This is a genomic window from Klebsiella sp. MBT K-1, from assembly GCF_002556465.1.
Taxonomy (GTDB): Bacteria; Pseudomonadota; Gammaproteobacteria; order Enterobacterales; family Enterobacteriaceae; genus Klebsiella; species Klebsiella grimontii.
Window position 1 is genome coordinate 190566 of the sequence record NZ_PDEL01000011.1, and the last position, 25609, is coordinate 216174.

At 61.6% G+C, this 25609-nt stretch carries 22 protein-coding genes; 9 read left to right on the forward strand and 13 right to left on the reverse strand.

Going from position 1 to position 25609, the window contains the following annotated elements; all coding sequences use genetic code 11:
- The first annotated feature begins 115 nt into the window (after positions 1-115).
- From CMQ96_RS18110 to CMQ96_RS18120, 3 genes are all read left to right on the forward strand, one after another.
- Positions 116-1204, forward strand: coding sequence for an oxidoreductase (locus tag CMQ96_RS18110; protein ID WP_098067106.1), 1089 nt, complete (start codon positions 116-118; stop codon positions 1202-1204).
- 180 nt (positions 1205-1384) lie between these two features.
- The gene (locus tag CMQ96_RS18115; protein WP_024358837.1) at positions 1385-1687 is read left to right on the forward strand and encodes a type II toxin-antitoxin system RelE/ParE family toxin; all 303 of its coding nucleotides are present in this window, start codon (positions 1385-1387) and stop codon (positions 1685-1687) included.
- Entirely contained in the window at positions 1668-2072 is a 405-nt protein-coding gene (locus CMQ96_RS18120; protein ID WP_004135430.1) for a helix-turn-helix transcriptional regulator, read from the forward strand. The genes CMQ96_RS18115 and CMQ96_RS18120 overlap by 20 nt, the downstream gene beginning before the upstream one ends.
- On the opposite strand, the gene CMQ96_RS18125 is transcribed toward CMQ96_RS18120, so the two are convergent.
- The 7 genes from CMQ96_RS18125 to entC form a co-directional block, all read right to left on the reverse strand.
- Positions 2069-2266: a YbdD/YjiX family protein gene (locus CMQ96_RS18125; RefSeq protein WP_004100083.1), complete on the reverse strand. Its 198-nt coding sequence runs from the start codon at positions 2264-2266 to the stop codon at positions 2069-2071. The genes CMQ96_RS18120 and CMQ96_RS18125 overlap by 4 nt on opposite strands.
- A 55-nt stretch (positions 2267-2321) precedes the next feature.
- Entirely contained in the window at positions 2322-4427 is a 2106-nt protein-coding gene (gene cstA, locus CMQ96_RS18130; protein WP_004135432.1) for a pyruvate/proton symporter CstA, read from the reverse strand.
- A 421-nt stretch (positions 4428-4848) separates the two neighbouring features.
- The gene (gene entH, locus CMQ96_RS18140) at positions 4849-5262 is read right to left on the reverse strand and encodes a proofreading thioesterase EntH (protein WP_098067107.1); all 414 of its coding nucleotides are present in this window, start codon (positions 5260-5262) and stop codon (positions 4849-4851) included.
- Positions 5263-6018 carry a 2,3-dihydro-2,3-dihydroxybenzoate dehydrogenase EntA gene (gene entA / locus CMQ96_RS18145; protein ID WP_004135435.1) on the reverse strand — a complete coding sequence of 252 codons (756 nt, stop codon included), beginning with the start codon at positions 6016-6018 and terminating at the stop codon, positions 5263-5265.
- Positions 6018-6869: an enterobactin biosynthesis bifunctional isochorismatase/aryl carrier protein EntB gene (gene entB, locus CMQ96_RS18150; RefSeq protein WP_098067108.1), complete on the reverse strand. Its 852-nt coding sequence runs from the start codon at positions 6867-6869 to the stop codon at positions 6018-6020. Before entB ends, entA begins: the two co-directional genes overlap by 1 nt.
- Before the next feature lie 13 nt (positions 6870-6882).
- Positions 6883-8490, reverse strand: coding sequence for a (2,3-dihydroxybenzoyl)adenylate synthase EntE (gene entE, locus CMQ96_RS18155; RefSeq protein WP_098067109.1), 1608 nt, complete (start codon positions 8488-8490; stop codon positions 6883-6885).
- 9 nt (positions 8491-8499) lie between these two features.
- On the reverse strand, positions 8500-9675 hold the full coding sequence (entC, locus tag CMQ96_RS18160) for an isochorismate synthase EntC (protein ID WP_064342334.1): 1176 nt from the start codon (positions 9673-9675) through the stop codon (positions 8500-8502).
- A 371-nt stretch (positions 9676-10046) separates the two neighbouring features.
- On the opposite strand from entC, the gene fepB reads away from it, so the two are divergent.
- Entirely contained in the window at positions 10047-10946 is a 900-nt protein-coding gene (gene fepB, locus CMQ96_RS18170) for a Fe2+-enterobactin ABC transporter substrate-binding protein (protein WP_221343804.1), read from the forward strand.
- A gap of 69 nt (positions 10947-11015) precedes the next feature.
- Here fepB and entS read toward each other — a convergent pair whose 3' ends face one another.
- Positions 11016-12257, reverse strand: a complete 1242-nt coding sequence (entS, locus tag CMQ96_RS18175) for an enterobactin transporter EntS (RefSeq protein ID WP_024358844.1) — start codon at positions 12255-12257, stop codon at positions 11016-11018.
- 112 nt (positions 12258-12369) lie between these two features.
- Here entS and fepD point away from each other — a divergent pair, with 112 nt between their 5' ends.
- Genes fepD through fepC form a run of 3 tightly spaced genes read left to right on the forward strand, consistent with a single transcriptional unit; the run spans position 12370 to position 15157 of the window.
- Positions 12370-13377, forward strand: coding sequence for a Fe(3+)-siderophore ABC transporter permease (fepD, locus tag CMQ96_RS18180; protein WP_049089658.1), 1008 nt, complete (start codon positions 12370-12372; stop codon positions 13375-13377).
- Positions 13374-14366, forward strand: coding sequence for an iron-enterobactin ABC transporter permease (gene fepG, locus CMQ96_RS18185; RefSeq protein WP_049089657.1), 993 nt, complete (start codon positions 13374-13376; stop codon positions 14364-14366). The genes fepD and fepG overlap by 4 nt, the downstream gene beginning before the upstream one ends.
- Positions 14363-15157 (forward strand): iron-enterobactin ABC transporter ATP-binding protein, encoded by a 795-nt coding sequence (fepC, locus tag CMQ96_RS18190; RefSeq protein WP_082237451.1) that lies wholly within the window; start codon positions 14363-14365, stop codon positions 15155-15157. Before fepG ends, fepC begins: the two co-directional genes overlap by 4 nt.
- An 85-nt stretch (positions 15158-15242) precedes the next feature.
- Here fepC and entF read toward each other — a convergent pair whose 3' ends face one another.
- From entF to fes, 3 genes are read right to left on the reverse strand one after another with little or no spacing between them, the layout of a single operon-like run.
- On the reverse strand, positions 15243-19130 hold the full coding sequence (gene entF, locus CMQ96_RS18195) for an enterobactin non-ribosomal peptide synthetase EntF (RefSeq protein ID WP_098067111.1): 3888 nt from the start codon (positions 19128-19130) through the stop codon (positions 15243-15245).
- 10 nt (positions 19131-19140) lie between these two features.
- Positions 19141-19344, reverse strand: coding sequence for an MbtH family NRPS accessory protein (locus tag CMQ96_RS18200; protein WP_004135449.1), 204 nt, complete (start codon positions 19342-19344; stop codon positions 19141-19143).
- A 27-nt stretch (positions 19345-19371) separates the two neighbouring features.
- Positions 19372-20571 (reverse strand): enterochelin esterase, encoded by a 1200-nt coding sequence (fes, locus tag CMQ96_RS18205; RefSeq protein WP_098067112.1) that lies wholly within the window; start codon positions 20569-20571, stop codon positions 19372-19374.
- A 270-nt stretch (positions 20572-20841) separates the two neighbouring features.
- Here fes and CMQ96_RS18215 point away from each other — a divergent pair, with 270 nt between their 5' ends.
- Both CMQ96_RS18215 and entD read left to right on the forward strand, forming a co-directional pair.
- Entirely contained in the window at positions 20842-23091 is a 2250-nt protein-coding gene (locus CMQ96_RS18215; RefSeq protein ID WP_098067113.1) for a TonB-dependent siderophore receptor, read from the forward strand.
- A gap of 67 nt (positions 23092-23158) precedes the next feature.
- The gene (gene entD, locus CMQ96_RS18220) at positions 23159-23782 is read left to right on the forward strand and encodes an enterobactin synthase subunit EntD (protein ID WP_098067114.1); all 624 of its coding nucleotides are present in this window, start codon (positions 23159-23161) and stop codon (positions 23780-23782) included.
- Positions 23783-23835: 53 nt separating this feature from the next.
- Here entD and CMQ96_RS18225 read toward each other — a convergent pair whose 3' ends face one another.
- Positions 23836-24771 (reverse strand): transketolase family protein, encoded by a 936-nt coding sequence (locus CMQ96_RS18225; protein WP_098067115.1) that lies wholly within the window; start codon positions 24769-24771, stop codon positions 23836-23838.
- Complete coding sequence (locus tag CMQ96_RS18230; RefSeq protein ID WP_024358849.1) at positions 24764-25594, reverse strand: transketolase; 831 nt, start codon at positions 25592-25594, stop codon at positions 24764-24766. Before CMQ96_RS18230 ends, CMQ96_RS18225 begins: the two co-directional genes overlap by 8 nt.
- Positions 25595-25609: the final 15 nt, after the last annotated feature.

Genomic DNA, 25609 nt, shown 5'->3' on the forward strand with positions numbered 1-25609 from the left:
TAGCCGCCCTTGACTGACAAATGCATAAAAGGCATAAGTTAAAGCAAAATAATATTAGCCATCCGGATGTCCAGACATAACATCGGGTTAGCGAAACAGCACAAGGACAGCATTGATGAGTCACAGCGATATCCGCGTGGTCCCCGGCCCCGCCAACTACTATTCCCATCCCGGCAGCCTTGCCCGGCTGCAGGATTTTTATAGCGAAGAACAGCTTTCACGCGCGGTGTGGGTGTACGGCGAGCGGGCTATCGCAGGCGCGCAGGCGTTTCTGCCGGCAGCGTTTAACGTTGCTGGCGCCAAAAAAATCTTATTTAAAGGCCACTGCAGCGAAAGCGACGTCAGCGAACTGGCCCGCGCGTCCGGTGACGATCGGTCGGTGGTGATTGGCGTGGGCGGCGGCGCGCTGCTCGATACCGCCAAGGCGCTGGCCCGCCGCCTCGGCCTGCCGGTGGTGGCCATCCCCACCATCGCCGCCACCTGCGCGGCGTGGACGCCGCTGTCGGTGTGGTATAACGATGCCGGTCAGGCGCTGCAGTTTGAGATTTTCGACGACGCCAACTTCCTGGTGCTGGTGGAGCCGCGCATTATTCTTAACGCGCCGGCGGAATACCTGCTGGCGGGCATCGGCGATACGCTGGCGAAATGGTATGAAGCGGTGGTGCTGGCTCCGCAGCCGGAGACGCTGCCGCTCACCGTGCGCCTTGGCATCAACGGCGCGCTGGCGATCCGCGATGTGCTGCTGGAAAGCAGCGAAACGGCGCTGACCGACCAGCAGCGCGGCGAGCTGACCCAGGCCTTCCGCGACGTGGTGGATGCGGTTATCGCCGGCGGCGGTATGGTCGGCGGGCTGGGCGAGCGCTATACCCGCGTCGCCGCCGCGCACGCGGTGCATAACGGGCTGACGGTACTGCCGCAGACCGAGAAGTATCTGCACGGGACCAAAGTCGCCTACGGCATTCTGGTCCAGAGCGCCCTGCTCGGCCAGGACGAGGTGCTGGCGCAGCTGGTGCAGGCGTATCAGCGCTTTAACCTGCCGACCACGCTGGCGGCGCTGGAGGTGGATATCAACAACCGCGAACAGCTGGATCAGGTGATTACCCATACCCTGCGCCCGGTAGAGTCCATCCATTTTCTGCCGGTTGAACTGAACGCCGAAACCCTGCGCGCCGCGTTTGAAAAAGTCGAACGTTTCGCCGGTTAATCCCCCGTTTTATTCGCCTCTGCCGCCCGGCGGAGGCGCTTTCGAGCCGCCTCGCAAAGCGGATGTTTCTGTCTTTATTCCGCATAAAATCTGCATTATCGTCTCCTATAAGATAATTTAAATTTACTTATAATCTTATTATTTACTTATAATGAGCTTTGACTTAAAGTGGAGGTCAGGATGATCGTTTTTTGGTCGAAAAGCGCAGAAAAACAGCTCGCCGCAATAGATTCCCGCTATCAGGAGAGAATCAAAGAAAAGCTACGCACCATGGATGATAAAAATGCGCCGGCTCCGGACATTAAAAAACTCAAGCAGTCGGGATCCGAAGATCATTATCGATTGCGTGTCGGTGATTATCGCATCATCTTCACACAGTTTGAGGGGCTATCTGAAAGCTGCTATGTCGTAGCGATAAAACGAAGAACCTCAACAACCTATCTTCACGAGGAGGCAACGCCTTATGGCAGTGCAACTAATTAAGGACGACGAGGGCAACCCGCAGTATGTGGTGATCCCCTATAACGAATACTTCCAGATGCGTCTGAAAATGGCGGAATACGATGATGAAAAAGAGGAAGAGTGGGAAGACGTCCCCTACGAATCGGATGAATACGACGATATTCCCTTACCTGACAGCGTCTGCGACATCATGGATAAAGAGAAAGTCAGCCTGCAGGCGGCCTGGCGCATTTTGCGCGGCCTGTCGCAGCAGGAGGTGGCCGATAAGCTCGGAATTAGCCAGTCTGCGGTTTCCCAGCTAGAAGCTATCGACTCCCGCCCGCAAAAGCGCACCCGCGAAAAGCTGGCGGCGATATACGGCTGTACGCAGGAGCAGATCAGCCTGTATTTGCCGAAAGAGGGTTAGCAGCACTTCGCGCCGCCTTTGCCGCCGTAGCGCGCGTCCTGACGCTCGCGAAAAAACTCTTCGTAAGTCATCGGCGTTTGTTCGGGGTGGGTCACGCGGATGTGCTCCACGTAGTTGTCGTAATCCGGGACGCCGATCATCATTTTCGCCGCCTGGCCTAAATATTTTCCTGCTTTCGAAAGGGTATCAAACATTTTCAACTCTCATAATCGCCCCCCTTCTCTCAAAGAGGGGCGATAACGTGATGGCTTAGTGAGCGCGTTTCGCCTGGGTCACCAGGCTATCAGCATCAGCAGGCATCGCCTGGTACGGGGTCTCTTTCGCCGTCGGTTTGTCCTCTTTCAGCGCCGCCAGCGCGGTCTTAATCGAGAACAGCGCCAGCACCACGACCACCACCATAAAGAAGATGGTCAGCCCGGCATCCAGACGGTTGTTAAACACCAGCTGCGCCAGCTGCGACTCGGTGTACTGCGGCGGAATATTACCGCTGTCGATCATCGCCTGGAACTTGTTGGCAATCGCCAGGAAGCCGACTTTGGTGTCGGTGCTGAACGACTTCTGCCAGCCCGCGGTCAGGGTACAAATCAGCAGCCATGAGGTCGGCAGCAGCGCGACCCATGCATAGCGCTGGCGCTTCATCTTAAACAGTACCACCGCGCACAGCATCAGCGCCATCCCCGCTAGCATCTGGTTAGCAATACCAAACAGCGGCCACAGCGTGTTGATGCCGCCGAGCGGGTCAACTACGCCCTGATGCAGGAAGTAGCCCCACGCCAGCACGCACAGCGCCGTGGCGAGAAGGTTCGCCGGCAGCGAGCTGGTTTGCTTCAGCCCGGGGCTTATCACCCCCAGCAAATCCTGCAGCATAAAGCGCGCCGCGCGCGTACCGGCATCCACCGCGGTCAGGATAAATAGCGCCTCGAACAGAATGGCGAAGTGATACCAGAAGGAGACATCCATCAGGCCGCCCAGCGAACCGTGCAGAATGTAGGCCATGCCTACCGCCAGCGTCGGCGCGCCGCCCGCGCGGGAGATAATCGACTGCTCTCCCACTTCGTGAGCGATCTGGTTAAGGGTATCCGGCGTCACGGTAAAGCCCCAGCTGCTCACCACCTGCGCCGCCGACGCCACCACATCGGTCACGCCCGCCGGAGCCAGCACCGCCATCGGGCTGTTCATCGCGAAATAGACGCCCGGGTCGATAATACAGGCCGCCACCAGCGCCATAATCGCCACGAAGGACTCCATCAGCATGCCGCCGTAGCCGATAAAGCAGGCCTGGCCTTCATTGGCCAGCATCTTCGGCGTCGTGCCGGAGGCGATCAGGGCATGGAAGCCGGAAACCGCGCCGCAGGCGATGGTGATAAACAGGAACGGGAACAGGCTGCCGCTCCACACCGGGCCGGTGCCATCGATAAATTTGGTCAGCGCCGGCATCGTCAGCGTTGGGCGCATGATCAAGATACCGATCGCCAGGCCGACGATGGTGCCGATTTTCAGGAAGGTGGAGAGGTAGTCGCGCGGCGCCAGCAGCAGCCAGACCGGCAGCACGGCGGCGATAAAGCCGTAGCCCACCAGAATCCAGGTGAGCTGCACGCCGGTATAATCAAACCACGGCGCCCAGGTCGGGCTTTCCGCCACCCAGCCGCCGGAAATAATGGCGAACACCAGCATCACCAGGCCAATCACCGACACTTCGCCAATGCGCCCGGGGCGCAGATAGCGAATATAGATCCCCATGAAAATCGCCAGCGGGATGGTGAAGGCGACGGTGTAAGTCCCCCACGGGCTGTGGGTCAGCGCTTTCACCACAATCATCGCCAGTACCGCGAGGATAATCACCATGATCATAAAGCAGGCCACCAGCGCCAGCACGCCGGCGGTCGGGCCCATCTCCTCTTTCACCAGCTCGCCGAGCGAACGTCCGTCGCGACGGGTGGAGACGAACAGCACCATGAAGTCCTGTACCGCCCCGGCCAGCACCACGCCCGCAAGGATCCAGATCATTCCCGGCAGGTAGCCCATCTGCGCCGCCAGCACCGGGCCAACCAGCGGCCCCGCGCCGGCAATAGCGGCAAAATGGTGGCCGAACAGCACCTTCTTGTCGGTTGGAACATAGTCGAGGCCGTCGTTGTGACGCACCGCCGGGGTCATGCGCGTCGGGTCGACCGCCAGTACATTTTTGGCGATATAGAGGCCGTAGAAGCGATAGGCGATCAGATAGACGCAGACTGCCGCGACGACAATCCACAGCGCGTTGATCTGTTCACCCCGGTTTAGCGCGATATAGCCCAGGGCAAAGGCTCCGATAACGGAGAGCAGTGTCCAGATGAGGTATTTCCCTGAATTATTCATCATTGTATTCCACTGGTAGGGTAATCAGGATGTTACAAGTTGTTTCTAGAACACAATGGAAGTTTTAACAACTTTGAAACGTTGCAGATGTCGCCTGACGGCAAGGATTTATCTCACATTGCAAGCGAGATCACTTCTGGCAGGAAAATGGATGAAAACGGGGAGGGATAATCTGTCACTGCATCGCATCCTGCTTCCCCGGAGGCGGCGCTTGACGCGCCTGTCCGGGCTACCGGCCCGCAGATGGCGTTGAGTTGGTCACCCGATCGCCGGCGCCACAGACGGCATGTTACCCGTAGCCCGGCTAAGACGTTCACGCCGCCAGCCGGGAACAGGCCAGGCGCATTCCCGACCCGCAGGCGGCGACAACCCCGTAGCCCGGCTAAGGCGTTCACGCCGCCAGCCGGGAACAGGCCATGCTTCAGCCGAGGATCGCCGTACTCAGCCGGCAGGTGCAGCAGCGGCGCCCCCGTTCGTCGAACACCACAATTTCCCAGCTTTGCCCCTGACGCCCCAGGTGCAGCGGTCGGCACTCGCCGCGCACTTTGCCGCTGGAGACCGCCCGGTGATGGGTGGCGTTAAGTTCGGTCCCCACCACGCACTGACCCTCTTCGGTCATCAACCACCCGGCCATTGAACCGAGGGTTTCCGCCAGCGCCGCGGAGGCGCCGCCGTGTAGCAGCCCGAACGGCTGATGGGTTCGCGCATCGACCGGCATTTCCGCCTCCAGCACGCCCTCTTCCAGCCGGGTATACACTATCCCCAGATGCGCCACCATCGTATTGACGCTGGTCGCGTTGAGTTCATCCAGCGTCAGCTGACGTTTCCAGGCCATTTATGCCCCCAGCGTCGAGCCGCCGTCCACCACGATATCCTGCAGCGTGATATGGCTGGCGTGAGCGGAGGCGAGGAACAGAATGGTATTGGCAATCTCCTGCGGACGGGCGATTTTGCCCAGCGGAATGCCCAGCTTAAACTGCTCGCCGAAACCGCGAATGCGCTGCTGTTCAGCGTCATCGCTGACCCACAGCGTGCGCTGCATATCGGTGTCAGTCGAGCCAGGAGAAACCAGATTACAGCGTACCCCGCTGCCCGCCAGCTCAAGGCCAACGGTCAGCGCCAGGCTCTTCAGCGCCGCCTTTGACGCGCCGTAGGCGCTCATGCCGATGCGCGGAGTATGCGCAGCATCGGAGGCCACCGTCACAATTGCCCCGCCTTTCTGGCGGCGAAACTGCGCCATCGTCTGCTGGAACAGGTTAAACGCCCCGCCGACGTTGACGGCGAAGGTCTGCTGCCAGTCTTCCTGGCTCAGCGCATCGGTCGCCCCCATCCGTAAAATGCCGGCGGCATTGACCAGCACATCCAGCCGTTCAATGCCAGCCAGCAGGCGGCCGCATACCTGCGCCACCTGCCGCGCGTCGGCGACGTCCAGCGTCTCGGTGGCGAACGGATAGCTTTCACCGTCGAACGCCAGATCAAAGCCGGTTACCTGCGCGCCAGCCTCAACGAACGCCAGGGCGGTGGCGTAGCCGATCCCCTTGCCCGCCCCAGTGATCCACACGGTCTGGCCGTGAAAATCGAGTCCGTTCATTATTTCACCTCGCGGGACAGCAGCGCCCACCAGGCGTCGATAGTCGGGTTTTTCGCCAGCACCACGAAGTCGATATCGCCGTACACTTTACGCCAGCGCGCGGCGAGCGCCATCATACGCACCGAGTCGAGGCCGTAATCGATCAGGTTTTCATCGTCCATCGGCTCGTCGCTTTCATCCAGCAGCGGCAACACCAGCGCGCGCAGCGCCGCTTTTGACGCCGGCAGCGGCAGCAGCTCTTCGGTCATCACCACGCGACCGGAGCGGCCCGCCACGTAGTTGAGCGCCATCAGATGCTCTTCACGGCTGAAATCGGCCAGCGCATCGGCGACAAAGAACGGCTTAATATCGCGCATAAACGCATCGGTCGCGGTGGTCATGCAGCCGATATGGGCATACACGCCGGTGATGATTAGCTGGTCGCGCCCCGCCTCTTTCAGCATCTCCTCCAGCGGCGAGCGATGAAACGCGCTGTAGCGCCACTTCACCAGCACGGTATCGTTGTCGTCCGGCGCAAGCGCGGCAATCACCTGCTGCTGCTCCGGCGAACGGGTCAGGCCCGGTCCCCACATGTCGTTCAGCAGCGCGCGGTCTTCATCGCTCTGCTCTTTCGGCTGGGCGGTGTAAAAAACCGGAATATGGTTCTGTTTGCAGAACTCGCGCAGGGCGGCGATGTTGGCCACCACTCTCTCCATCATCGGGCTGTTTTCGCCCCAGAAGTTAAGGAAATACTCCTGCATATCGTGGATCAACAGCGCGGCACGGGACGGCTCAAATGCCCAGTTCACTTTGTTCGCCGGGATATCGCTGGCTTCCGGCAGCGCGTAAGCCTGTAATTTTGGGATTGCCATTCTGTCTTCTCCTTCAGCCCAGCTTGCGTTCAGCCAGCCACTGACGTAATTGTTTTTTATCGACTTTGCCCACCGGCGTCAGCGGCAGCGCATCAACGCACTCCACGCGGTCCGGCAGTTTAAATTCTGCGACCCCTTGTTCCCGCAGGAAGCGGCGTACCGCCACCGCGCGCAGAGGCTCTTTTACCACCAGATATGCGCAGCTCTTTTCCCCCAGCAGGCTATCTTCCATGCTGACCAGCGCGACGTGGATCACCGCCTGATGGCGCAGCAGCAGGTTTTCGATCTCTTCCGCCGCGATCTTCTCGCCGCCGCGGTTGATCTGATCTTTTTCCCGCCCCTGCACGGTGATATAGCCATCTTCATCGATCGAGATCAGATCGCCAGAGCAGTAGAAACCATCGGCATCAAAGGCCTCGGCATTATGCTGCGGGCTCTTGTAGTACCCGCGGAAGGTATAAGGGCCACGGGTCATCAGGCGCCCGACTTCGCCGCGCGGCAGCGGATTACCCTGCGCATCGGCCACCCACACTTCGTCATCAGGACACATCGGGCAGCCCTGGGTATTGATAATGCGCTCGGGGCTGTCGTTGAGGCGGGTATAGTTCACCAGCCCCTCCGCCATGCCGAAGACCTGCTGCAGCTGGCAGCCGATTTCCGCCGGAATGCGCGCGGCGAGGGTCGCGGACAGGCGCGCCCCACCTACCTGCAGCAGCCGCAGCGACTGCAGACGGGCATTGCTGCCGGACTCATGGATCTCCTGTAACCACAGGCTTACCGCCGGCGGAACCAGCGAGGTCAGGTTAATCTGGTGCTTTTCGATCAGCGGGAAGCAGAGGGTGGCGCTCGGGTCGTGCGCCAGCACCACCACGCCGCCGGCGAGGAAGACGCCGAGTGAACCCGGCGAGCTCATCGCGTAGTTGTGGGCGGCGGGAAGCGCGTTCAGATAGCGCGTTTCGGCGCTTACGCCGCACAGCTCGTTACTGCGGCGAATGCTGTAGTCGTAGTCGTTATGCGTACGTGGGATGAGCTTCGGCGTCCCGGTACTGCCGCCGGAAAGCTGGAAAAAAGCCACTTCGTCGGCAGGTGTCGGATGCGCAACGAAACTATCGTCAGCGCGCTCGATGGCCGCCGTCAGGCTCTGCTCGCCGTCGTCGTTCAGCAGCAGCGCCACGCGTACCGACGGATGCTGCGCAACAAAAGCGTTAAGAAAATCATCATCGGCAAACAGCGCATGTGCGCGGTCGGCAATCAGTAAGGCGGGTTCAATTTGCGCGGCGTAGGCGTTCAGCTCGCTACGCTGGTGGCTGAACAGCGCGTTGACCGGCGCCACGCCGATGCGCAGCAGCGCGAAAAAGGTAATATAGAACTCCGCGACGTTGCCCAGCTGCACCAGCGCCGTTTCGCCGCGCTTCAGGCCAAGACGCTGCAGCGAGGAAGCGAGGTTATCCACCAGGCGGTTGAATTCACGGTAGCTGTAGCTTTTGTCGCCGTCGATAATCGCCGGGGCGTCGTTTTCCGCATGACGGGTTATCAGTTGAGTTAATGGCAGATCCTGCCAGTAGCCTTTTTGCCGATAGCGGGCCGCGAACGCTTCCGGCCAGCGGGTAAATTCGATCATCATCGTCCCTTATTGCAAGCCGAATACGTTCAGCATGGTGGTCAGTTTGACGCCGGTTTCGCGCCACTCGCCCAACGGCGAAGAGGCCGGAACGATACCTGCGCCGGCAAATAGCCGCAGGGTGCTCTGCTGCAGGCGCGCGCAGCGGATGGTGACCACCCACTCGCCGTTGCCTTCGTCATCACACCAGCCGACAATGCCGCCGAATAGCTGGCGGTCGAACGGCTCCAGTTCGCCGATCAGGCGTTTCGCCGCCTGATGCGGGAAACCGCTCAGCGCCGGAGTCGGATGCAGCAGGCAGGCCAGCGACATGGCATTCTCGTTTGCCAGCGCGGTGCCCTGAATCTGCGTCGCCAGATGCCACAGGGTCGGCGTGGTGATCAGCTGCGGAGAGTCCGGCAGGGAGAGTTCGCTGCTGCGCGGCGCTAATACGGCCTTCATCGCCTGAGTCACCAGCTCATGTTCATGGCGATCTTTTTCCGACGCCAGCAGCCTGTGCCCCGCTTCACGATCCAGCACATCGTCCGGCTGGCGGCGGGCGGAACCGGCCAGCGGCAGAGAGCTGAAATGCGCGCCTTCTTTACGCAGCAGCAGCTCTGGGCTTGCGCCCAGCAGCACGCCGCCGTCTGAGAGCGGCACGTGGAAGTTAAAGCTGGCCGGATTCTGGGCGATCAGGCGCTCGAGCAGCGCCCCGCTATCGACCCGTTCGCGGGTGGTGATATCAATCAGGCGCGACAGGACCACCTTGTCCACTTCCGGCGTCGCGGTGAGGGCCGCCGCGCGCGCCACCATCGCCATAAAGGTGTCCTGCTCGGGGATCTCCCGGCGCTGCACGACATCCATCGGATTTTGCCCCGACGCATAGCGCGCGGAGTGCTGCTTTTCAGTGCGGGAGAACGCAGTCCAGCTCGCGGGGATAAACAGCTCGGAGGGCTCGCTGGTATCGAACGGAATGGCGCCGACCATTACCGGTCTGGCGATCCCGGCAGTGCGCGCCGCTTTAAAGGCGGCGGCCATTTTTTGCTGAAACTCTCCGTCCGGATCATCGCCGTCGGCGGCGGGATGAGAGAATCGGCTAAAGCAGCCAGCGGTGGTGAAACTGCGGTACGGCGACATAAAGAAGAAGCTTTCCGGCGGCAGGGTCATTTTTTTCTCCCGAACTTCCTCAGCCAAAGACGTTTCCATATCATCCTCCAAAAACGATAAAGATATTACGAATAATTATCATTTATATTTTGGTTGGCTAACCTAAAAGGTATTGCGCTTTATGTCAACCGTACAGGTAGCATGTTGTGCGACTTATACCCGTCATACTTCAAGTTGCAGGTGTGTTGGCTGTGTTCGCTCACCCGAATCACTTACTACAGTAAGCTCATCGGGATTCGTTCACTTGCCGCCTTCCTGCAACTCGAATTATTAGGGTATAGACTTGCATCCACGCGGCGCAAAGCTGAAAATGAGAAGCATTTATCACCACTCAATCAGGATGCGAATACGTGAATTTCTCCACCTTTTGCCGCCGTACCCTCCTCGCCAGCGGCCTGGCGATTTTAGGAATGAGCTCAGCGCTGGCGGCAGACTGGCCGCGCCAGATAACCGACAGCCGCGGAACCCATACGCTGGAAAGCCAGCCGCTGCGCATTGTCTCCACCAGCGTGACGCTGACCGGTTCGCTACTGGCGATTGACGCGCCGGTGGTGGCCAGCGGGGCCACCACGCCCAACAACCGCGTCGCCGATGGCCAGGGTTTTTTGCGGCAATGGAGCGAGGTGGCGAAAGCGCGCAAGCTGGCGCGCCTCTATATCGGCGAACCGAGCGCTGAGGCCGTCGCCGCGCAAATGCCGGATTTGATTCTGATTAGCGCCACCGGCGGCGATTCGGCGATGACGCTCTACGACCAGCTTTCCACCATCGCCCCGACGCTTATCATTAACTACGATGATAAAAGCTGGCAGGCCCTGCTGACCCAATTGGGGAATATCACCGGCCATGAACAGCAGGCCGCTGAAAGAATCGCGGAGTTTGATAAAAAGCTGGCGGCGCTGAAAGAGCAGATGAAGCTGCCGCCGCAGCCGGTCACCGCGCTGGTCTACACCGCCGCGGCCCATAGCGCCAATATCTGGACCAAAGAATCCGCTCAGGGACAGCTGCTCGAACAGCTGGGCTTTACCCTCGCCGACCTGCCAGGCGGGCTGCATGCCAGCCAGAGCCAGGGAAAACGGCATGATATCGTGCAGCTGGGCGGGGAAAACTTAGCCGCCGGGCTTAACGGTCAGAGCCTGTTCCTGTTCGCCGGCGACCAAAAAGACGCCGACGCGATTAACGCCAACCCGCTGCTATCGCATCTGCCCGCCGTTGAAGGGAAACGCGTTTATCCGCTGGGGACGGAAACCTTCCGCCTGGATTACTACAGCGCCGTGCTGGTGCTGCAGCGTTTAGCAGCGCTCTTTTCCTAAGCCGATCTCCCGGGGGCGGCGCCAGGCGCCTTGCCCGGGCTACCGGACCGCCGGGAAAGCCCAGCGGAGTTAACTTTCGCTGACCGCTTCCGGGCGCTGAAAGCGGCGCAGTTCGCGTAACAGCCCCACCAGCACCGCGCCCACAATCACCAGCGCCCAACCGCTGGCGCTCGCCGAGGCCACCGGTGTCAGGATCGCGCCCAGGCCGCCGAGCAGCGCCGCGCCTATCGCATCGCCGGTCACGTTCTGCGCGGTCCACAGACCGTTGATGCGCCCGAGCATATTTTCCGGGGTCTGGGTCTGAATCAGCGTATATTGCAGCAGCGAGCTTATCGCGCTTAGCCAGCCAAACAGCGCCAGACACAGCGCGCCCAGCTCCCACACCGGCATCAGGCTGAACAGCGCAATCGCCACAAACGAGCCGACGGTGGTCGCCAGCATCAGCACGCCCGGCTTCGCCGTCTGCGCCAGTTGCCCGCTGGTTAGTGCCCCGAATGCCGCGCCCAGTGGGATCGCAGCATAGAGCAGGCCAATCTGCGACGCCGACATCTGCCAGCTTCCGGCCAGCGCCGGATAGAGCACGCGCACCGCGCTGGCCATCGTCAGCAGACCGCCAAGCAGCGCGATGCCGCCGATAAGCGGGCTGTTAAACAGAAACTTCAGCCCCGCGTTCAGCGATTTCAGCGGGTGCTCGCGCGGCTGCGGCGGCGGCGCCAGCAGCGGTAAACGCAGCAGAGTCAGCGTGGTGATAAAGGTTCCCGCCGCCGCCAGACCGTAGTTCCAGGCCACGCCGCCGGTTGCCAGTAGCAGACCGCCGATCATCGGCGAAATCACCGAGCCCAGCCGCACCGTCAACATGGTGATCGCCCCGGCCTGCATCAGATTTTCCCGGCCAACCAGCGCCGGCGTCGCCGCCAGCAGTGCGGTCACGCCAATAGAGGCGAACAGACCGTCCCAGATACCGAGCAGATAGATGGCGATTAACGACGGCTCCGGCAGCATGGCGTTCAGGCACAGGCCGACGAAACCAATCCCGCAGGTGCCGCGCGCCAGCAGGATCAAACGCTTGCGCTCATAGCGGTCGGCAAGCACGCCGCCGATCATCAAACCGACAAACATCGAAGCGCCGGTCAGGGTCACCGACAGCCCCACTTGCCAGGTTGAATGGGTCATCATCTGGATTTGCACCGGGATCGCCACGCCCAGCAGGCCAAGCGACAGGATTGAAATAAAGCGGGCGATAAAGACGGCGCGAAAGGCCGGGTGAGTTTTCAACAAGCTGAGATTCAGCAGCCAGGATTGTCGGTTCATGACAGCGCCTTGTTATTATTTTCCATACCATTTTTATGGGTGCACATGCTAACATAACTGAATAGAATCGATAACGATAATTACTATCATTATCATGCCAGGGATGTAAGCCATGTCGTGTTCCACGACCGCGGCGCGCGCCTTTGCCGTGCCGGGTCTTTTAATCGTTTTAATCATCGCCGTTGCGCTCAGCCTGCTGATCGGCGCCAAACCCCTACCGTTTAGCGTCGTCCTCGATGCCTTCACCGGCACCTGCCAGAGCGCCGATTGCACCATCGTCCTTGATGCCCGGCTACCGCGAACCCTCGCCGGGCTGCTGGCCGGCGGCGCGCTGGGTCTGGCCGGCGCGCTGATGCAAACGCTGACCCGCAACCCGCTGGCGGACCCCGGGATCCTCGGCGTCAACTCCGGCGCCAGCTTCGCTATCGTGCTGGGCGCGGCGCTGTTTGGCCTTTCTTCGCCGCAGGAGCAGCTGCTGATGGCCTTTTGCGGCGCGTTAGGCGCCTCGCTGCTGGTCGCCTTTACCGGCAGCCAGGGCGGCGGCCAGCTCAGCCCCGTGCGCCTGACCCTCGCGGGGGTCGCCCTGGCGGCGGTGCTGGAAGGGCTTTCCAGCGGTATCGCGCTGCTTAATCCCGACGTCTATGACCAGCTGCGCTTCTGGCAGGCGGGTTCGCTCGACGTGCGCACCCTGCAAACCCTGAAAATTGTGCTGATCCCGGTGCTGATTGCCGGTCTGGTGACCCTGCTGCTGAGCCGGGCCTTAAACAGCCTGAGCCTCGGCAACGATACGGCCACCGCGCTCGGCAGCCGGGTCGCGCGGACTCAGCTTATTGGTCTGCTGGCGATTACCGTTCTGTGCGGTAGCGCCACGGCGGTGGTGGGGCCGATCGCCTTTATCGGCCTGATGATGCCGCATATGGCCCGCTGGCTGGTGGGCGCGGATCATCGCTGGTCGCTGCCGGTGACCCTACTGGCGACCCCCGCCCTGCTGCTGTTTGCCGACGTGCTGGGGCGCCTGCTGGTGCCCGGCGAACTGCGGGTTTCAGTGGTCAGCGCCTTTATTGGCGCGCCGGTGCTGATCTGGCTGGTGCGCCGCCAGCCGCGCGGAGGTGGCATGTGATTGCGCCTTCTCGTCGCCTGATATTGAGCTGTTTGCTACTGCTGGTCGCCAGCGTGCTGGTCTCCCTGTGGGGGCTGGGTAGCGGCCTGGTGCCGTTAAGCGTTGAGCAGGTTATCTCCGCGCTGCTTGGCGATGCGCCGCGTAACGTCGCCATGGTGGTGACCGAGTGGCGTCTGCCGCGCGTGCTGATGGCGCTGCTGATCGGCGCCGCCCTTGGCGTCAGCGGAGCGATTTTCCAGTCGTTGACCCGCAACCCGCTGGGCAGTCCGGACGTGATGGGGTTCAACACCGGGGCGTGGAGCGGCGTGCTGGTGGCGATGGTAATGTTCGGCCAGAACCTGGCGGCCATCGCCATGGCGGCAATGGTTGGCGGTATTCTCACCGCGCTGGTGGTCTGGCTGCTGGCGTGGCGCAACGGCATTGAGACCTTTCGCCTGATTATTATCGGCATCGGCGTGCGGGCCATGCTGGTGGCGTTCAATACCTGGCTGCTGCTGCGCGCTTCGCTGGAAACCGCCCTCTCCGCCGGGCTGTGGTATGCCGGTTCGCTTAACGGTCTGACCTGGGGGAAAACCTGGCCCTCCGCGCCGCTGATTCTCTTGATGCTGGCGTGCGGGGCTCTGCTGGCGCGGCGTATGCGGCTGCTGGAGATGGGCGACGATACCGCCTGCGCGCTGGGCGTGCGGGTTGAACGCTCGCGGCTGCTGCTGATGCTGGTCGGGGTGGTGCTGACCGCCGCCGCTACCGCCCTCGCCGGGCCGATTTCCTTTATCGCCCTCGTGGCCCCGCATATCGCGCGGCGCCTTAGCGGTACCGCCCGCTGGGGGCTGGCCCAGGCGGCGCTGTGCGGCGCCCTGCTGCTGGCGCTGTCTGACTACTGCGCGCAGCGTCTGTTTATGCCCTATCAGTTACCGGTGGGCGTGGTGACCGTCAGCATTGGCGGCCTCTACCTTATCGGGTTATTAATTCAGGAGTCCCGCAAAAAATGACCGCTGTCACCTCCCGTTTGCGCGGCGACCAGTTGACCCTGGCGTACGGCAAAAAAACCATCGCCGAATCGCTGAACGTCACCATTCCCGACGGCCACTTTACCGCCATTATTGGCCCCAACGGCTGCGGTAAATCGACGCTGCTGCGCACCCTGAGCCGCCTGATGACGCCTACCAGCGGTCATGTTTATCTCGACGGCGAGCAGATCCAGCGTTACGCCAGTAAAGAGGTCGCCAAACGCATCGGCCTGCTGGCGCAGAACGCCACCACGCCGGGGGATATAACGGTTCAGGAGCTGGTGGCCCGCGGGCGCTATCCGCACCAGCCGCTGTTTACCCGCTGGCGCAAAGAGGATGAAGAGGCGGTCACCAGGGCGATGAAGGCCACCGGCATTACCGACCTCGCGCGGCAAAGCGTCGATACGCTCTCCGGCGGCCAGCGCCAGCGGGCGTGGATCGCCATGGTGCTGGCCCAGGAGACGGCGATTATGCTGCTCGATGAGCCCACCACCTGGCTGGATATCAGCCATCAGATCGATCTGCTTGAGCTGCTAAGCGAGCTGAATCAGCAGAAGGGCTATACGCTGGCGGCGGTGCTGCACGATCTGAACCAGGCCTGCCGCTACGCGACCCATTTGATTGCCCTGCGCGAGGGTAAAATCGTCGCCGAAGGCGCGCCGAAGGAGATCGTCAGCGCGGAGCTCATTGAAAAGATTTACGGTCTGCGCTGTACGATCATAGAGGATCCGGTGGCGCATACGCCGCTGGTGGTGCCGCTGGGTCGCCGATAGATATTCCCGGCTCGCGCTACGCTTAGCCGGGCTGGCAGAAACGGTAGCCCGGGTAAGGCGTTTACGCCGCAACCCGGGAGTTTTTCTATCCTTCCCCGAGGATCTCCCTGACCACCGGGCCAATCGCCTCAAAGGCCTGCGGGGAGATAATATCCACGTGGGCGCAATCCTGGCTAAACACCTCCAGCTCGCCGACCCACGGCCCCCAGACCCTCTGCGGCTCCATCCCGGGCTGACGGGTTTTCTCCGCCACGAACAGCGTCGCCTTACCGTCAAACTTCGCGCTGTGCGCGGTGGTCAGTAGGCGCACCGCGTCGGCGTAGTTACCCTCGATAACGCTGAACAGCTCACCGGAAGCCTGCCCCTGCTGGGCGGCCAGAAACGCCTCGCGCTCGCGGGCGATCTCCGCCAGCACCTCAGGGTCCAGACCGTTGGCCTCTTTCTCCGCCCAGTTCTGCGTTTCCGGCGGCCAGGTATCCAGCAGGCCGAGAAACGCCACCGCTTCGCCGCGCTGGCGTAAGCGGGCGGCTATTCCCTGCGCCAGGGTGCCGCCGAGCGAATAGCCCAGCAGATAATAGGGGCCGTGGGGCTGCTGCGAAAGCAGGGTTTGCAGATGATGCTCGCAGACCGCATCCAGATCCGCCGCCGTCGCCATCGGCCCGTGCGGTCGCGGCGACTGAATGCCGACGATCGACCAACGCGGGCTTAAATAACGCGCCAGCACGCTGAACTGCCAGGCAAAACCGGAAGCTGGATGGAAGCAAAACAGCGTCGGGCCGTCACTCGCGCGCAGCGGCAGGATCGCGTCGAAGCCCAGCCGTTGCGCCTGCTCATCGCTGAGATCCGATGCCAGCAGCGCGCTCAGCTTGCCGACGGTAGAAGCGACCATCACCTGCCCCGGCGTCACCTGGCGTTGCAGTTCGCGGCCGAGCGTCGCCGCCAGACGCATCGCCAGCAGCGAATGGCCGCCAAGGGCGAAGAAATCGGCGTCGATATCGTTCACCTCGCAGCCCAGCAGCTGGCTGAACGCCGAGGCGACGGTGGTTTCCACGCCCGGCTCCGGCGGACGACCGCGGCTTACGCGGCTCAGCGTCGGCAGCGGCAGCGCTTTGCGATCCAGCTTGCCGTTGGCGCTCAGCGGCAGCGCCGGCAGTTGAATCAGCACCACCGGCACCATATGCGGCGGCAGCTGTTCGCCAAGCCGCGCTTTAAGCGCCTCGGTATCCAGCGGCAGGCCGGATTCAGAAACCAGATAGCCCACCAGCTGGCGGGCATCGCCCCCGGTCGCCGCCGCCTGGTTGAAGACGCAGGCGTGAGCCACCGCCTGCGCAACGTCCGGCAGCGCCGACATTGCGCGATCAATTTCCCCGAGTTCGATCCGCTGGCCGCGGATTTTTAGCTGGTCGTCGCTGCGCCCGAGATACTCGACCGCGCCGTTATCCAGCCAGCGGGCAACGTCGCCGGTGCGGTACATGCGCTCGCCCGGCGCGTAAGGGTCGGCGATAAAGCGGCTGGCGGTTAAATCGGGGCGCCCGAGATAGCCCTGCGCCAGCTGAATGCCAGTCAGGTAGAGATCCCCCGCCACGCCCGGCGGTACCGGGCGCATCGATGCATCGAGGATGCGTAAGCCGGTATTCCACACCGGCCAGCCAATCGGCACGCTGGCGCCGGTTACCGCCGCCAGTTCAGGCCCGCAGGCCGGATACCAGCTGACGTCCACCGCCGCTTCCGTCGGGCCGTACAGGTTATGCAGCGGCGCGCCGGTCAGCTCCTCCCACTCCCGGCACAGCGCCGTCGGCAGCGCTTCGCCGCTGCAGAAGACCCGGCGCAGGGTATGGCACGAGGCGACGTTTTCCGTATTCAGCGAGGCGACAAACGCCGCCAGCATCGAGGGGACAAAGTGGGTGGTGGTCACGCCGTAGCGGGCGAAGAACTGCTGCATCGCCAGCGGATCGCGATGGGCCTCCGGCTCGGCCATCACCAGCTGCGCGCCGGCGATAAACGGCCACCAGAACTCCCAGACCGATACATCAAAGCTGCACGGCGTTTTCTGCGCCACCACATCATCGGCGGTGAGCGGATAGTGGTCCTGCATCCACAGCAGGCGGTTGACGATGGCGGTTTGCCCGACCATGACACCTTTCGGTCGCCCCGTCGAGCCGGAGGTGAAGATGATATACGCGGTATGCTCTGGCCGTGAGAGCGCCAGCGGCGCGGCATCCGCCGCCGCCAGCGGCTGTTGATAGCACAGGCTTTCGAGGCCGGGGATATCGCTGAAGCGCGCCCGCTGATCTTCAGAGGTAATCAGCAGCGAGGGACGGGCGTCTTCCAGCATCATCCGCAGACGATCGTCGGGATAGCCGGTATCCAGCGGCAGCCACGCGGCGCCGGCTTCAACGATGCCGTGCAGCGCCAGGGTCAGGAATACCGAACGCGGCAGCGCCACCGCCACGCTATCGCCCGGCTTGACGCCCCGCGCGCGAAGCTGTTCAGCCAGCGCCACCACCTGCTGGCGCATCTCGCGGTAGCTAAACTGCCAGCGGCCGTCCGCCAGCGCCGGGGCATCCGGGGTTTTCGCCGCCTGCTCCGCCACCCGCGCGCTCAGGGTGGTGAGCGGCAGATCGACGGCGGTGGCGTTCACCCGCTGTAGCTGCTCCGCTTCCGCCGCCGATAGCATATTCACGTCGCCGCAGCGCAGGGCCGGATTATCGGCAAACTGCGCCAGCAGCGCGGAAAGTCGGGCGATATGGTTGCCCAGCGTCTGTTTATCGTAACGCTGCTTATTGGCCAGCACCTCCAGCGACAGGCCGCCGGCTTCATCCGGGAACAGCGCCAGCTCCAGGTCGTTGACCGGACCGGTCGCCAGGGTATGGGTAATCGCCTGTACGCCATCGATATCCAGCTGATAATCAAAAACTTTAATATTAAGCACCGGGCCAAACAGCGGTTCGTCGCCCGCCGCCTTGCCGCTGTCGCGGACAATCTGTTCGGCGTCATAGCGCTGATGGCGGCGCATTTTCTTCAGCTGTCCGGCAAGACGCGCGGCCAGCTCCGGCAGCGTTTCCCCGGCGTCAATGGTGACCGCCAGCGGCAGAACGTTGAGCACCGGACCGGTGGCGGTGAGCGCCGAGGAGCCCATACGACGCATAAAAATAAAGCCTGCGGCATACTCCGTTCGGCTGCACAGCCGTCCCAGCCATAGGGCGGTCAGCGCCAGAGCCAGGTCCGCGCGCTGGCACTGCGGCGCGCTTGCCGCCAGCCGGCTAAAGACGCCGGCATCCACCTCCAGCTTCATGCGCCAGATATCGCTGCTGGTCGCCCTTCCCGCCAGCGGCGCATCCGACAGTGAGGCCGGAGACGGCAGCGCCTGACGCTGCGCCTGCCAGAACGCTTTGTCGCGCTGCCAGGCATCGCTGCCGTAATAGCGCTGGTACTCTTCCACCACCTCGGCAAAGGGCGTAAACGGCGAGGCGGGCGTCTCTTCGCCGCGCTGCCAGGCGCGATAAATCGCGGCGATCTGGCGGGTAATGGCCGGGAAGCTGAAGCCATCGACCAGCAAATGGTGGTAACGCTGATACCAGTACCAGCGGTTATCGCCTACCCGCAGCAGCTGATGGCAGACCAGCGGATTACCGCCGTCCACCCGCAGATTCTGCCCGAGGTCGGCCTGCATCCTCGCCAGCGCGGCGGCGTGCGGGTCGCTCGCCGCGCGCAGATCCTGATAGTCCGGTTCGGCAAAAACGCGGCGTTCATCAACCCACTGCCAGGCTTCGCCGCTATCTTCACAAAAGCGCATGCTGAGGGTGTCGGCCTGAGAGAGCCCGGTGATAATCGCCCGCCCGAGCAGGACTGGGTCAATATCGCCGCGCAGCTCAACATAGTGGGCGACGCTCCATGCGCCGGGCAGCGTCGAGAGGCGCTCCGCCATCCAGATCCCCGGCTGCGCCGCAACCAGCGGTAAACGTGTGGTCATTATCGGCTCCTCAGGACGCATGGTGGGCGGGGGTCAAGGTAGACCAGTTCGCCGCCAGCCAGGCGTTGCACGCCTCTAACGACTGCGGCGGGCACTCTACCGACCAGCCTTGCGGCAGCGCGCAGTGGCGCGGCCACAGGCTGTACTGCTGCTGCTCATTGCGCAGGATGTAAAACTGCCCTTGTGGATTGTCGAAGGGATTACTGAATTGCATGTCAAATTCCTCGTAAAGCGCGCGTTGCTACTCGTCACGGCATAAAGGTTGCCACAGCTGGATGAGCCCCGCCGTCAGCCCGCCGCGCCAGCACAGCGCATCATGCCCGCCATCAACCTGACGCCAGAAAATCGTCTGCTGTTCCAGATGCGCCAGCAGCGCCTGGTTGGCGCGAAAAATGATCGGCTCGCGAAGACCGGCTTCCAGCCAGATACGTAGCCCTTGCGGATGTAATTCGCCGCGGCTCAGGCGGTCAATCAGCAGGCCCGTCTGCGCGCCGCCGCGATGCGGCCACCAGTAGGAGCCGGACTGGCTGAGCACGCAGCCAAAGCGCCGGGGCCAGTAGAGGGCGGCGAACATCGCGGCCAGGCCGCCAAAGCTCTGGCCTGCCACCACGGTTCGGTCGGCGCGATCGCTGAAAGGTGCTAGTCGGTGAACCATTGGCAGCAGCTCTTCCTGTACCGCCAGCCAGAACGCGTCATTGCAGGGCAACTCTGCGGCCCGGTGCGGGTTATCAATCGCGTCAATCAGCAGATAAACCGCCGGCGGCAGCCGTTTTTCGCGGGTTAAGCCTGCCAGCGGCGACCATACCGGCATACTTTCGGCCCAGAACTGGCCGTCGAGCAGGATCGCCAGCGGGCGCTGCTGCGGCTGCGCGTCGCCGGTGGCGTAAACCCATATTCGTCTGCGGTTGCCGAGCCGCTGGCTGCGCCACTCAATGCAGATCGGAGGCTGATAAGGTTCTTCACCCAGCGCCCAGCCCGGCTGCTCCGGGGCTTCCGGCAGCTCCAGCGCGGAGACCGCGTGACCGCGCCCGCCCTTCCAGCTTTGCGGATTGAGCGGGTCGGCAATCGCCCGCGGCAGCAGCCTGCGCCAGCCTTCGCGCAGCAGCGCGCGGTCCGGGCCGTCGCCGTTAAAAAGCTGAGGAGAAAAGTCGTCGTCGCGCTCGGAAGGGATAAAGCAGTAGCTGCCGCGCCAGGTGGGAGAAAGCGTGGTTTGCCAGCGCCAGGCATCGGTGCCGGGAATGCGCTGCAGCGTTTGCGGCACGGCGTTTTTATGATGGTCAGTCACGCCGGTAATATAAATCCACACCCGGCGGGTTGCCGAAGACGCTTCGTCGCCCGCCGGATCGCGCCACCAGAAGGTCACCCGATACGCGTCGTCCACGGCCTCTATTTGCGGACCGGAGATAGTGCGCCACCAGTCGTCGCATCCTGTCTTATGCATTCCTTTTCAACCCTATGTTTATCGTGACATTTATCAACAAACGCATTAATAAACGCAATATTTATTGATAATATTATTGATAACTATTTTCATTTGCAATAGCGTATTAGCGCGCTGTGGGAAGCGCGTCTTTCAAAAATAAACATGTCAGAGAGGGCTCATTTAGCCAGCGATGGAATGCCTTTGCCCTCTACCGGCACTATTGATTCCGCCTCCCCTCCCGACGGGAAGGGCCTTTGGGGAAGGCGGCGACGAAAAGCAGGAATTACAATGAATAACAGGATCAAATCCCTGGCCTTGCTGGTCAATCTGGGAATCTACGGGGCTACCTTTCCGCTGAGCGCGGCGGAAACGGTCTCCGATAGCAAAGCCGCATCCGCTGATGAAACCATGGTCGTCACCGCCGCCGAGCAGAACCTGCAGGCCCCCGGCGTTTCAACCATTACCGCGGATGAAATTCGTAAACGCCCGCCCGCGCGCGACGTGTCGGAAATTATTCGTACCATGCCCGGCGTTAACCTGACCGGCAACTCCACCAGCGGCCAGCGCGGCAACAATCGCCAGATTGATATTCGCGGCATGGGCCCGGAAAACACCCTGATCCTGATTGACGGCAAGCCCGTGACCAGCCGCAACTCCGTACGTCTGGGGTGGCGCGGCGAGCGCGATACCCGCGGCGATACCTCATGGGTACCGCCGGAGCTGATCGAACGTATTGAAGTCATTCGCGGCCCGGCGGCAGCGCGCTACGGCAACGGCGCGGCGGGCGGCGTGGTCAATATCATCACCAAGAAGAGCGACGGCGAATGGCACGGTTCATGGAATACCTACATGAACGCCCCGGAGCATAAAGACGAAGGCTCGACTAAACGCACCAACTTTAGCCTCAGCGGCCCGCTGGGCGGCGATTTCAGCTTCCGCCTGCTGGGCAACCTCGACAAAACCCAGGCCGATGCCTGGGATATCAACGACGGACATCAGTCCGAGCGTACCGGCGCCTATGCCAATACCATGCCTGCCGGGCGCGAAGGGGTGAAAAATAAGAACATTAACGGCGTCGTGCGCTGGGATTTCGCGCCGATGCAGTCGCTGGAGTTTGAATCCGGCTACAGCCGTCAGGGCAACCTCTACGCGGGCGATACGCAGAACACCAATACTAACGATCTGGTGAAAGAGAACTATGGTAAAGAGACGAACCGCCTCTATCGCCAGACTTACTCCGTCAACTGGAACGGCGGCTGGGATAACGGCGTGACCACCAGCAACTGGGCGCAGTACGAACGTACCCGTAACTCGCGTAAAGGCGAAGGTCTGGCGGGCGGCACGGAAGGTATCTTCAACAGCAACCAGTTCAGCGATATCGACCTCGCCGACGTGATGCTGCACAGCGAAGTCAGCATTCCTCTGGATCTGGTGTTCAACCAGAACCTGACGCTGGGTACCGAGTGGAATCAGCAGCGGATGAAGGATCTGGCGTCAAATACCCAGACTTTTATGGGCGGCGATATCGATGGCTATGACAGCACCGGCCGTAGCCCGTACTCGAAGGCCGAGATCTTCTCCCTGTTTGCCGAAGACAACGTGGAGCTGACCGACACCACCATGCTGACGCCGGCGCTGCGTTTCGATCATCACACGATCGTCGGCAACAACTGGAGCCCGTCGCTCAACCTGTCTCAGGGTCTGTGGGATGACTTCACGTTAAAAATGGGCATCGCCCGCGCCTACAAAGCGCCGAGCCTGTACCAAACCAACCCGAACTATATTCTCTATAGTAAAGGCCAGGGCTGCTACGCCAGCGGTAACGGCACCGGTTGCTACATGATGGGTAACGATGACCTGAAAGCCGAAACCAGCATCAACAAAGAGATTGGCCTTGAGTTTAAGCGCGATGGCTGGCTGGCGGGGGTGACCTGGTTCCGCAACGACTACCGCGATAAAATCGAAGCGGGCTACGCGCCGATTGCAAAAACGTCGAAAGGTAACGTCAAAACCGATATCTATCAGTGGGAAAACGTGCCGAAAGCGGTGGTTGAAGGTCTGGAAGGCACCCTGAACGTGCCGGTCAGCGAAACGGTGAACTGGACCAATAACATCACTTATATGCTGCAAAGTAAAAACAAAGAGACCGGCGATCGTCTGTCGATTATTCCGGAATACACCCTGAACTCCACCCTGAGCTGGCAGATTCAGGAGGATATTTCCGTACAGTCGACCTTCACCTGGTACGGCAAGCAGCAGCCGAAGAAATATAACTACAAAGGCCAACCGGCGGTGGGTTCTGAAACGGACGAAGTCAGCCCGTACAGCATCGTTGGCCTGAGCGCCACCTGGGATGTGACCAAAAACGTCAGCCTGACCGGCGGCGTGGATAACGTCTTCGACAAGCGCCACTGGCGCGCGGGGAATGCGCAAACCACCGGTAGCCTGACCGATGTTTCGTATATGGCTGGCGCTGGCGCCAATACCTATAACGAATCAGGCCGCACCTGGTATCTGGGCGTCAATACCCACTTCTGATTGTCTGGCCGTTCCCTCCGCCCTCTTCTCCTGGAGGGCGGACGGGAGAATCTGTTAACATCGCCTGATGCACATCCAACACTCGATCATTCAACTTGCCGGTCACTCGCTGCAGCGGGTGGATTTCGACCCGTTGACCTTCCAGCCTGAAGACCTCCTCTGGCTCCCGCATCATGCCCGGTTAAGCGGCTGCGTCCACAAGCGGCAGTCCGAGCATCTCGCCGGGCGTATCGCCGCGGTTTACGCGCTGCGGGAAGTGGGCGAAAAAGGCGTCCCTGCCATTGGCGACCAACGCCAGCCCCTGTGGCCGGCCCCGTGGTACGGCAGCATTAGCCACAGCGAACGCAGCGCGCTGGCGGTGGTCTCCGCCCGGCCGGTCGGCGTTGATATCGAACGAGTCATGGCACCTTCGCTGGCGGCGGAGCTGGAAAGCAGCATCATCAATAGCGCGGAAAAAAAACGGCTGGACGCCAGCGGCCTGCCGCCTGAACTGGCGCTGACGCTGGCCTTTTCGGCGAAAGAGAGCGCGTTTAAGGCCAGCCATTCGGCTATCCAGGCCAGGATGGGTTTCAGCGATTTTGAAGTGACGTATATAAAGGAAGAAAATCTGCGGCTTCGGCTCTCCGCCGGGGAGTATCGGCTGCAATGGATTAAGGCCGGTGAATACGTCATCACGATCTGCGCGCCGTAAAAACATAACCCGCGCGGTAGCCGCACGGGTTATCGGTTTAAGGCGCCGTAAAATCAGCGCATTTTCTGCGCCAGTTCGGCGACGGAAGCGGCATCGAAACCGTGGTGTTTACGCAGCCAGCCGCGATCTGCCGCCGCCGCATACTCGCCATCCGGGATCCCCAGACGTTTGAGCGGGATTCCCGCGCCGGCTTCAGCCAGCACTTCCGCCACCAGGCTCCCAAGACCGCCGTTGACGTTATGCTCTTCCACCGTTATCACCGCCTTGCACGGCTTCAGGGCCGCCAGCAGCGCGGCGGTATCGCAAGGACGGATGGACGGCACGCTCACCACTTTGGCCTGAATTCCCGCGTCGGCCAGCCTCTGCGCGGCATCGACGATTTCGTGCACCGTCGATCCGGTGGCGACCAGCGCGATATCTTCGCCTTCCCGCAGCGTGACGACCGCTCCCGGCACAAAGCGATAGCTTTCATCGTGCAGCTCCGGCAGCGCCTTACCGTCAAGACGAATATAGACCGGCCCCTGATAGCCGATGGCGTAATCGATAATCTGTCGACATTCGCGCGGCGAAGACGGGGCGAAAATCTGGATATTGCCGAAACCGCGCATCACCGCCAGGTCATCAATCGCGTGATGGGTGCTGGCCAGCGGGCCGTAGCTGGCGCCGGCGTTGAGGCCAAATAGCTTAACGTTGGTGTTGTTGTAGCAAACGTCGACTTTAATCTGCTCATTAGCGCGGGAAATCAGGAACGGCGCGGCGTTACAGGTAACCGCCACTTTCCCCCCCAGCGCCAGGCCCGCCGCCGTCCCGACCATGCTCTGCTCGGCGATGCCCATGTTCACCAGACGCCCGGGGAACTGTTTAATAAACGGCGCGATTTTGGCCGTTGAGGTGGAGTCAGCGACGACCGGCACCAGATCGACGCCGCGGTCAACCGCATCAATAAAGGCCTGAACCATCACGCTCGCCAGGTGTTCTGCATTACTCATCTTTCAGTTCCTCCAGTGCCAGTGCAATCTCTTCACCTTTCGGTACCCGGTGGTGCCACTCCGGGCGCCCCTGAATAAAGGAAATACCGGCGCCTTTGGTGGTGTTGGCGATAACGACGTTCGGTTTACCTTCCTGCTTCAGCCCTTCCAGGGTCGCGACAACCGAGGCCATGTCGTTGCCCTGACATTCGGTGACCGTCATCCCGAAGGCCTTCCATTTGTCGGCCAGCGGATCGGTATTCATAATTTCGCGCGTCGGGCCCGCCAGCTGGAGATTGTTCTTGTCATTAATAATGATCAGGTTATCAAGGCCGTAATGCGCCGCGGCCAGCGCCGCTTCCCAGTTACTGCCCTCCGCCAGTTCGCCATCGCCGGTAATTAAAAAGATGCGGCGGGTGCTGTTGCTTTTTTTTGCCGCCAGCGCCAGCCCCACCGCAACAGGCAAACCGTGGCCCAGCGCGCCGGTGTTGAGCTCAATGCCCGGCGTTTTCTGACGAACCGGGTGACCGGGAAGATGGGAATTGGCATGCTGATAGGTGTCCAGCCAGTCAACCGGGAAGAAGCCCGCCTCGGCCAGCACGCAGTAGTAGCAGCCCACCGCATGGCCTTTCGACTGGATGTAGATATCGCGCTGGTCATCAGCAAGGCGCTCCGGCGCGACGTTCAGAATGCGGAAATAGAGCGCGGTGAGCAGTTCAACCTGCGACAGGTCGGCGCCGGTGTGCCCACCCGCAGGGCTGTTGGCGTTCAATCTGACGATATGGCGACGTACGGCGCGGGCTTTGCGCTCGAGTGCCTGGACATCATAGCTATAGGGATTCATTTAATACCTCTGAAT

Coding starts and splice junctions, on each gene's coding strand:
- entA (WP_004135435.1), bottom strand. CDS start 6,018: ATGAACGGACTCGATTTTCACGGCCAGACCGTGTGGATCACTGGGGCG.
- CMQ96_RS18215 (WP_098067113.1), top strand. CDS start 20,842: ATGAATAACAGGATCAAATCCCTGGCCTTGCTGGTCAATCTGGGAATC.
- entE (WP_098067109.1), bottom strand. CDS start 8,490: ATGATCGAATTTACCCGCTGGCCGGAAGCGTTCGCGGCCCGCTATCGG.
- CMQ96_RS18110 (WP_098067106.1), top strand. CDS start 116: ATGAGTCACAGCGATATCCGCGTGGTCCCCGGCCCCGCCAACTACTAT.
- CMQ96_RS18120 (WP_004135430.1), top strand. CDS start 1,668: ATGGCAGTGCAACTAATTAAGGACGACGAGGGCAACCCGCAGTATGTG.
- CMQ96_RS18115 (WP_024358837.1), top strand. CDS start 1,385: ATGATCGTTTTTTGGTCGAAAAGCGCAGAAAAACAGCTCGCCGCAATA.
- fepB (WP_221343804.1), top strand. CDS start 10,047: ATGAGCTCAGCGCTGGCGGCAGACTGGCCGCGCCAGATAACCGACAGC.
- CMQ96_RS18200 (WP_004135449.1), bottom strand. CDS start 19,344: ATGCAATTCAGTAATCCCTTCGACAATCCACAAGGGCAGTTTTACATC.
- entS (WP_024358844.1), bottom strand. CDS start 12,257: ATGAACCGACAATCCTGGCTGCTGAATCTCAGCTTGTTGAAAACTCAC.
- fepC (WP_082237451.1), top strand. CDS start 14,363: ATGACCGCTGTCACCTCCCGTTTGCGCGGCGACCAGTTGACCCTGGCG.
- cstA (WP_004135432.1), bottom strand. CDS start 4,427: ATGAATAATTCAGGGAAATACCTCATCTGGACACTGCTCTCCGTTATC.
- CMQ96_RS18125 (WP_004100083.1), bottom strand. CDS start 2,266: ATGTTTGATACCCTTTCGAAAGCAGGAAAATATTTAGGCCAGGCGGCG.
- fes (WP_098067112.1), bottom strand. CDS start 20,571: ATGCATAAGACAGGATGCGACGACTGGTGGCGCACTATCTCCGGTCCG.
- CMQ96_RS18230 (WP_024358849.1), bottom strand. CDS start 25,594: ATGAATCCCTATAGCTATGATGTCCAGGCACTCGAGCGCAAAGCCCGC.
- entF (WP_098067111.1), bottom strand. CDS start 19,130: ATGACCACACGTTTACCGCTGGTTGCGGCGCAGCCGGGGATCTGGATG.
- entD (WP_098067114.1), top strand. CDS start 23,159: ATGCACATCCAACACTCGATCATTCAACTTGCCGGTCACTCGCTGCAG.
- entH (WP_098067107.1), bottom strand. CDS start 5,262: ATGGCCTGGAAACGTCAGCTGACGCTGGATGAACTCAACGCGACCAGC.
- fepD (WP_049089658.1), top strand. CDS start 12,370: ATGTCGTGTTCCACGACCGCGGCGCGCGCCTTTGCCGTGCCGGGTCTT.
- CMQ96_RS18225 (WP_098067115.1), bottom strand. CDS start 24,771: ATGAGTAATGCAGAACACCTGGCGAGCGTGATGGTTCAGGCCTTTATT.
- entC (WP_064342334.1), bottom strand. CDS start 9,675: ATGGAAACGTCTTTGGCTGAGGAAGTTCGGGAGAAAAAAATGACCCTG.
- entB (WP_098067108.1), bottom strand. CDS start 6,869: ATGGCAATCCCAAAATTACAGGCTTACGCGCTGCCGGAAGCCAGCGAT.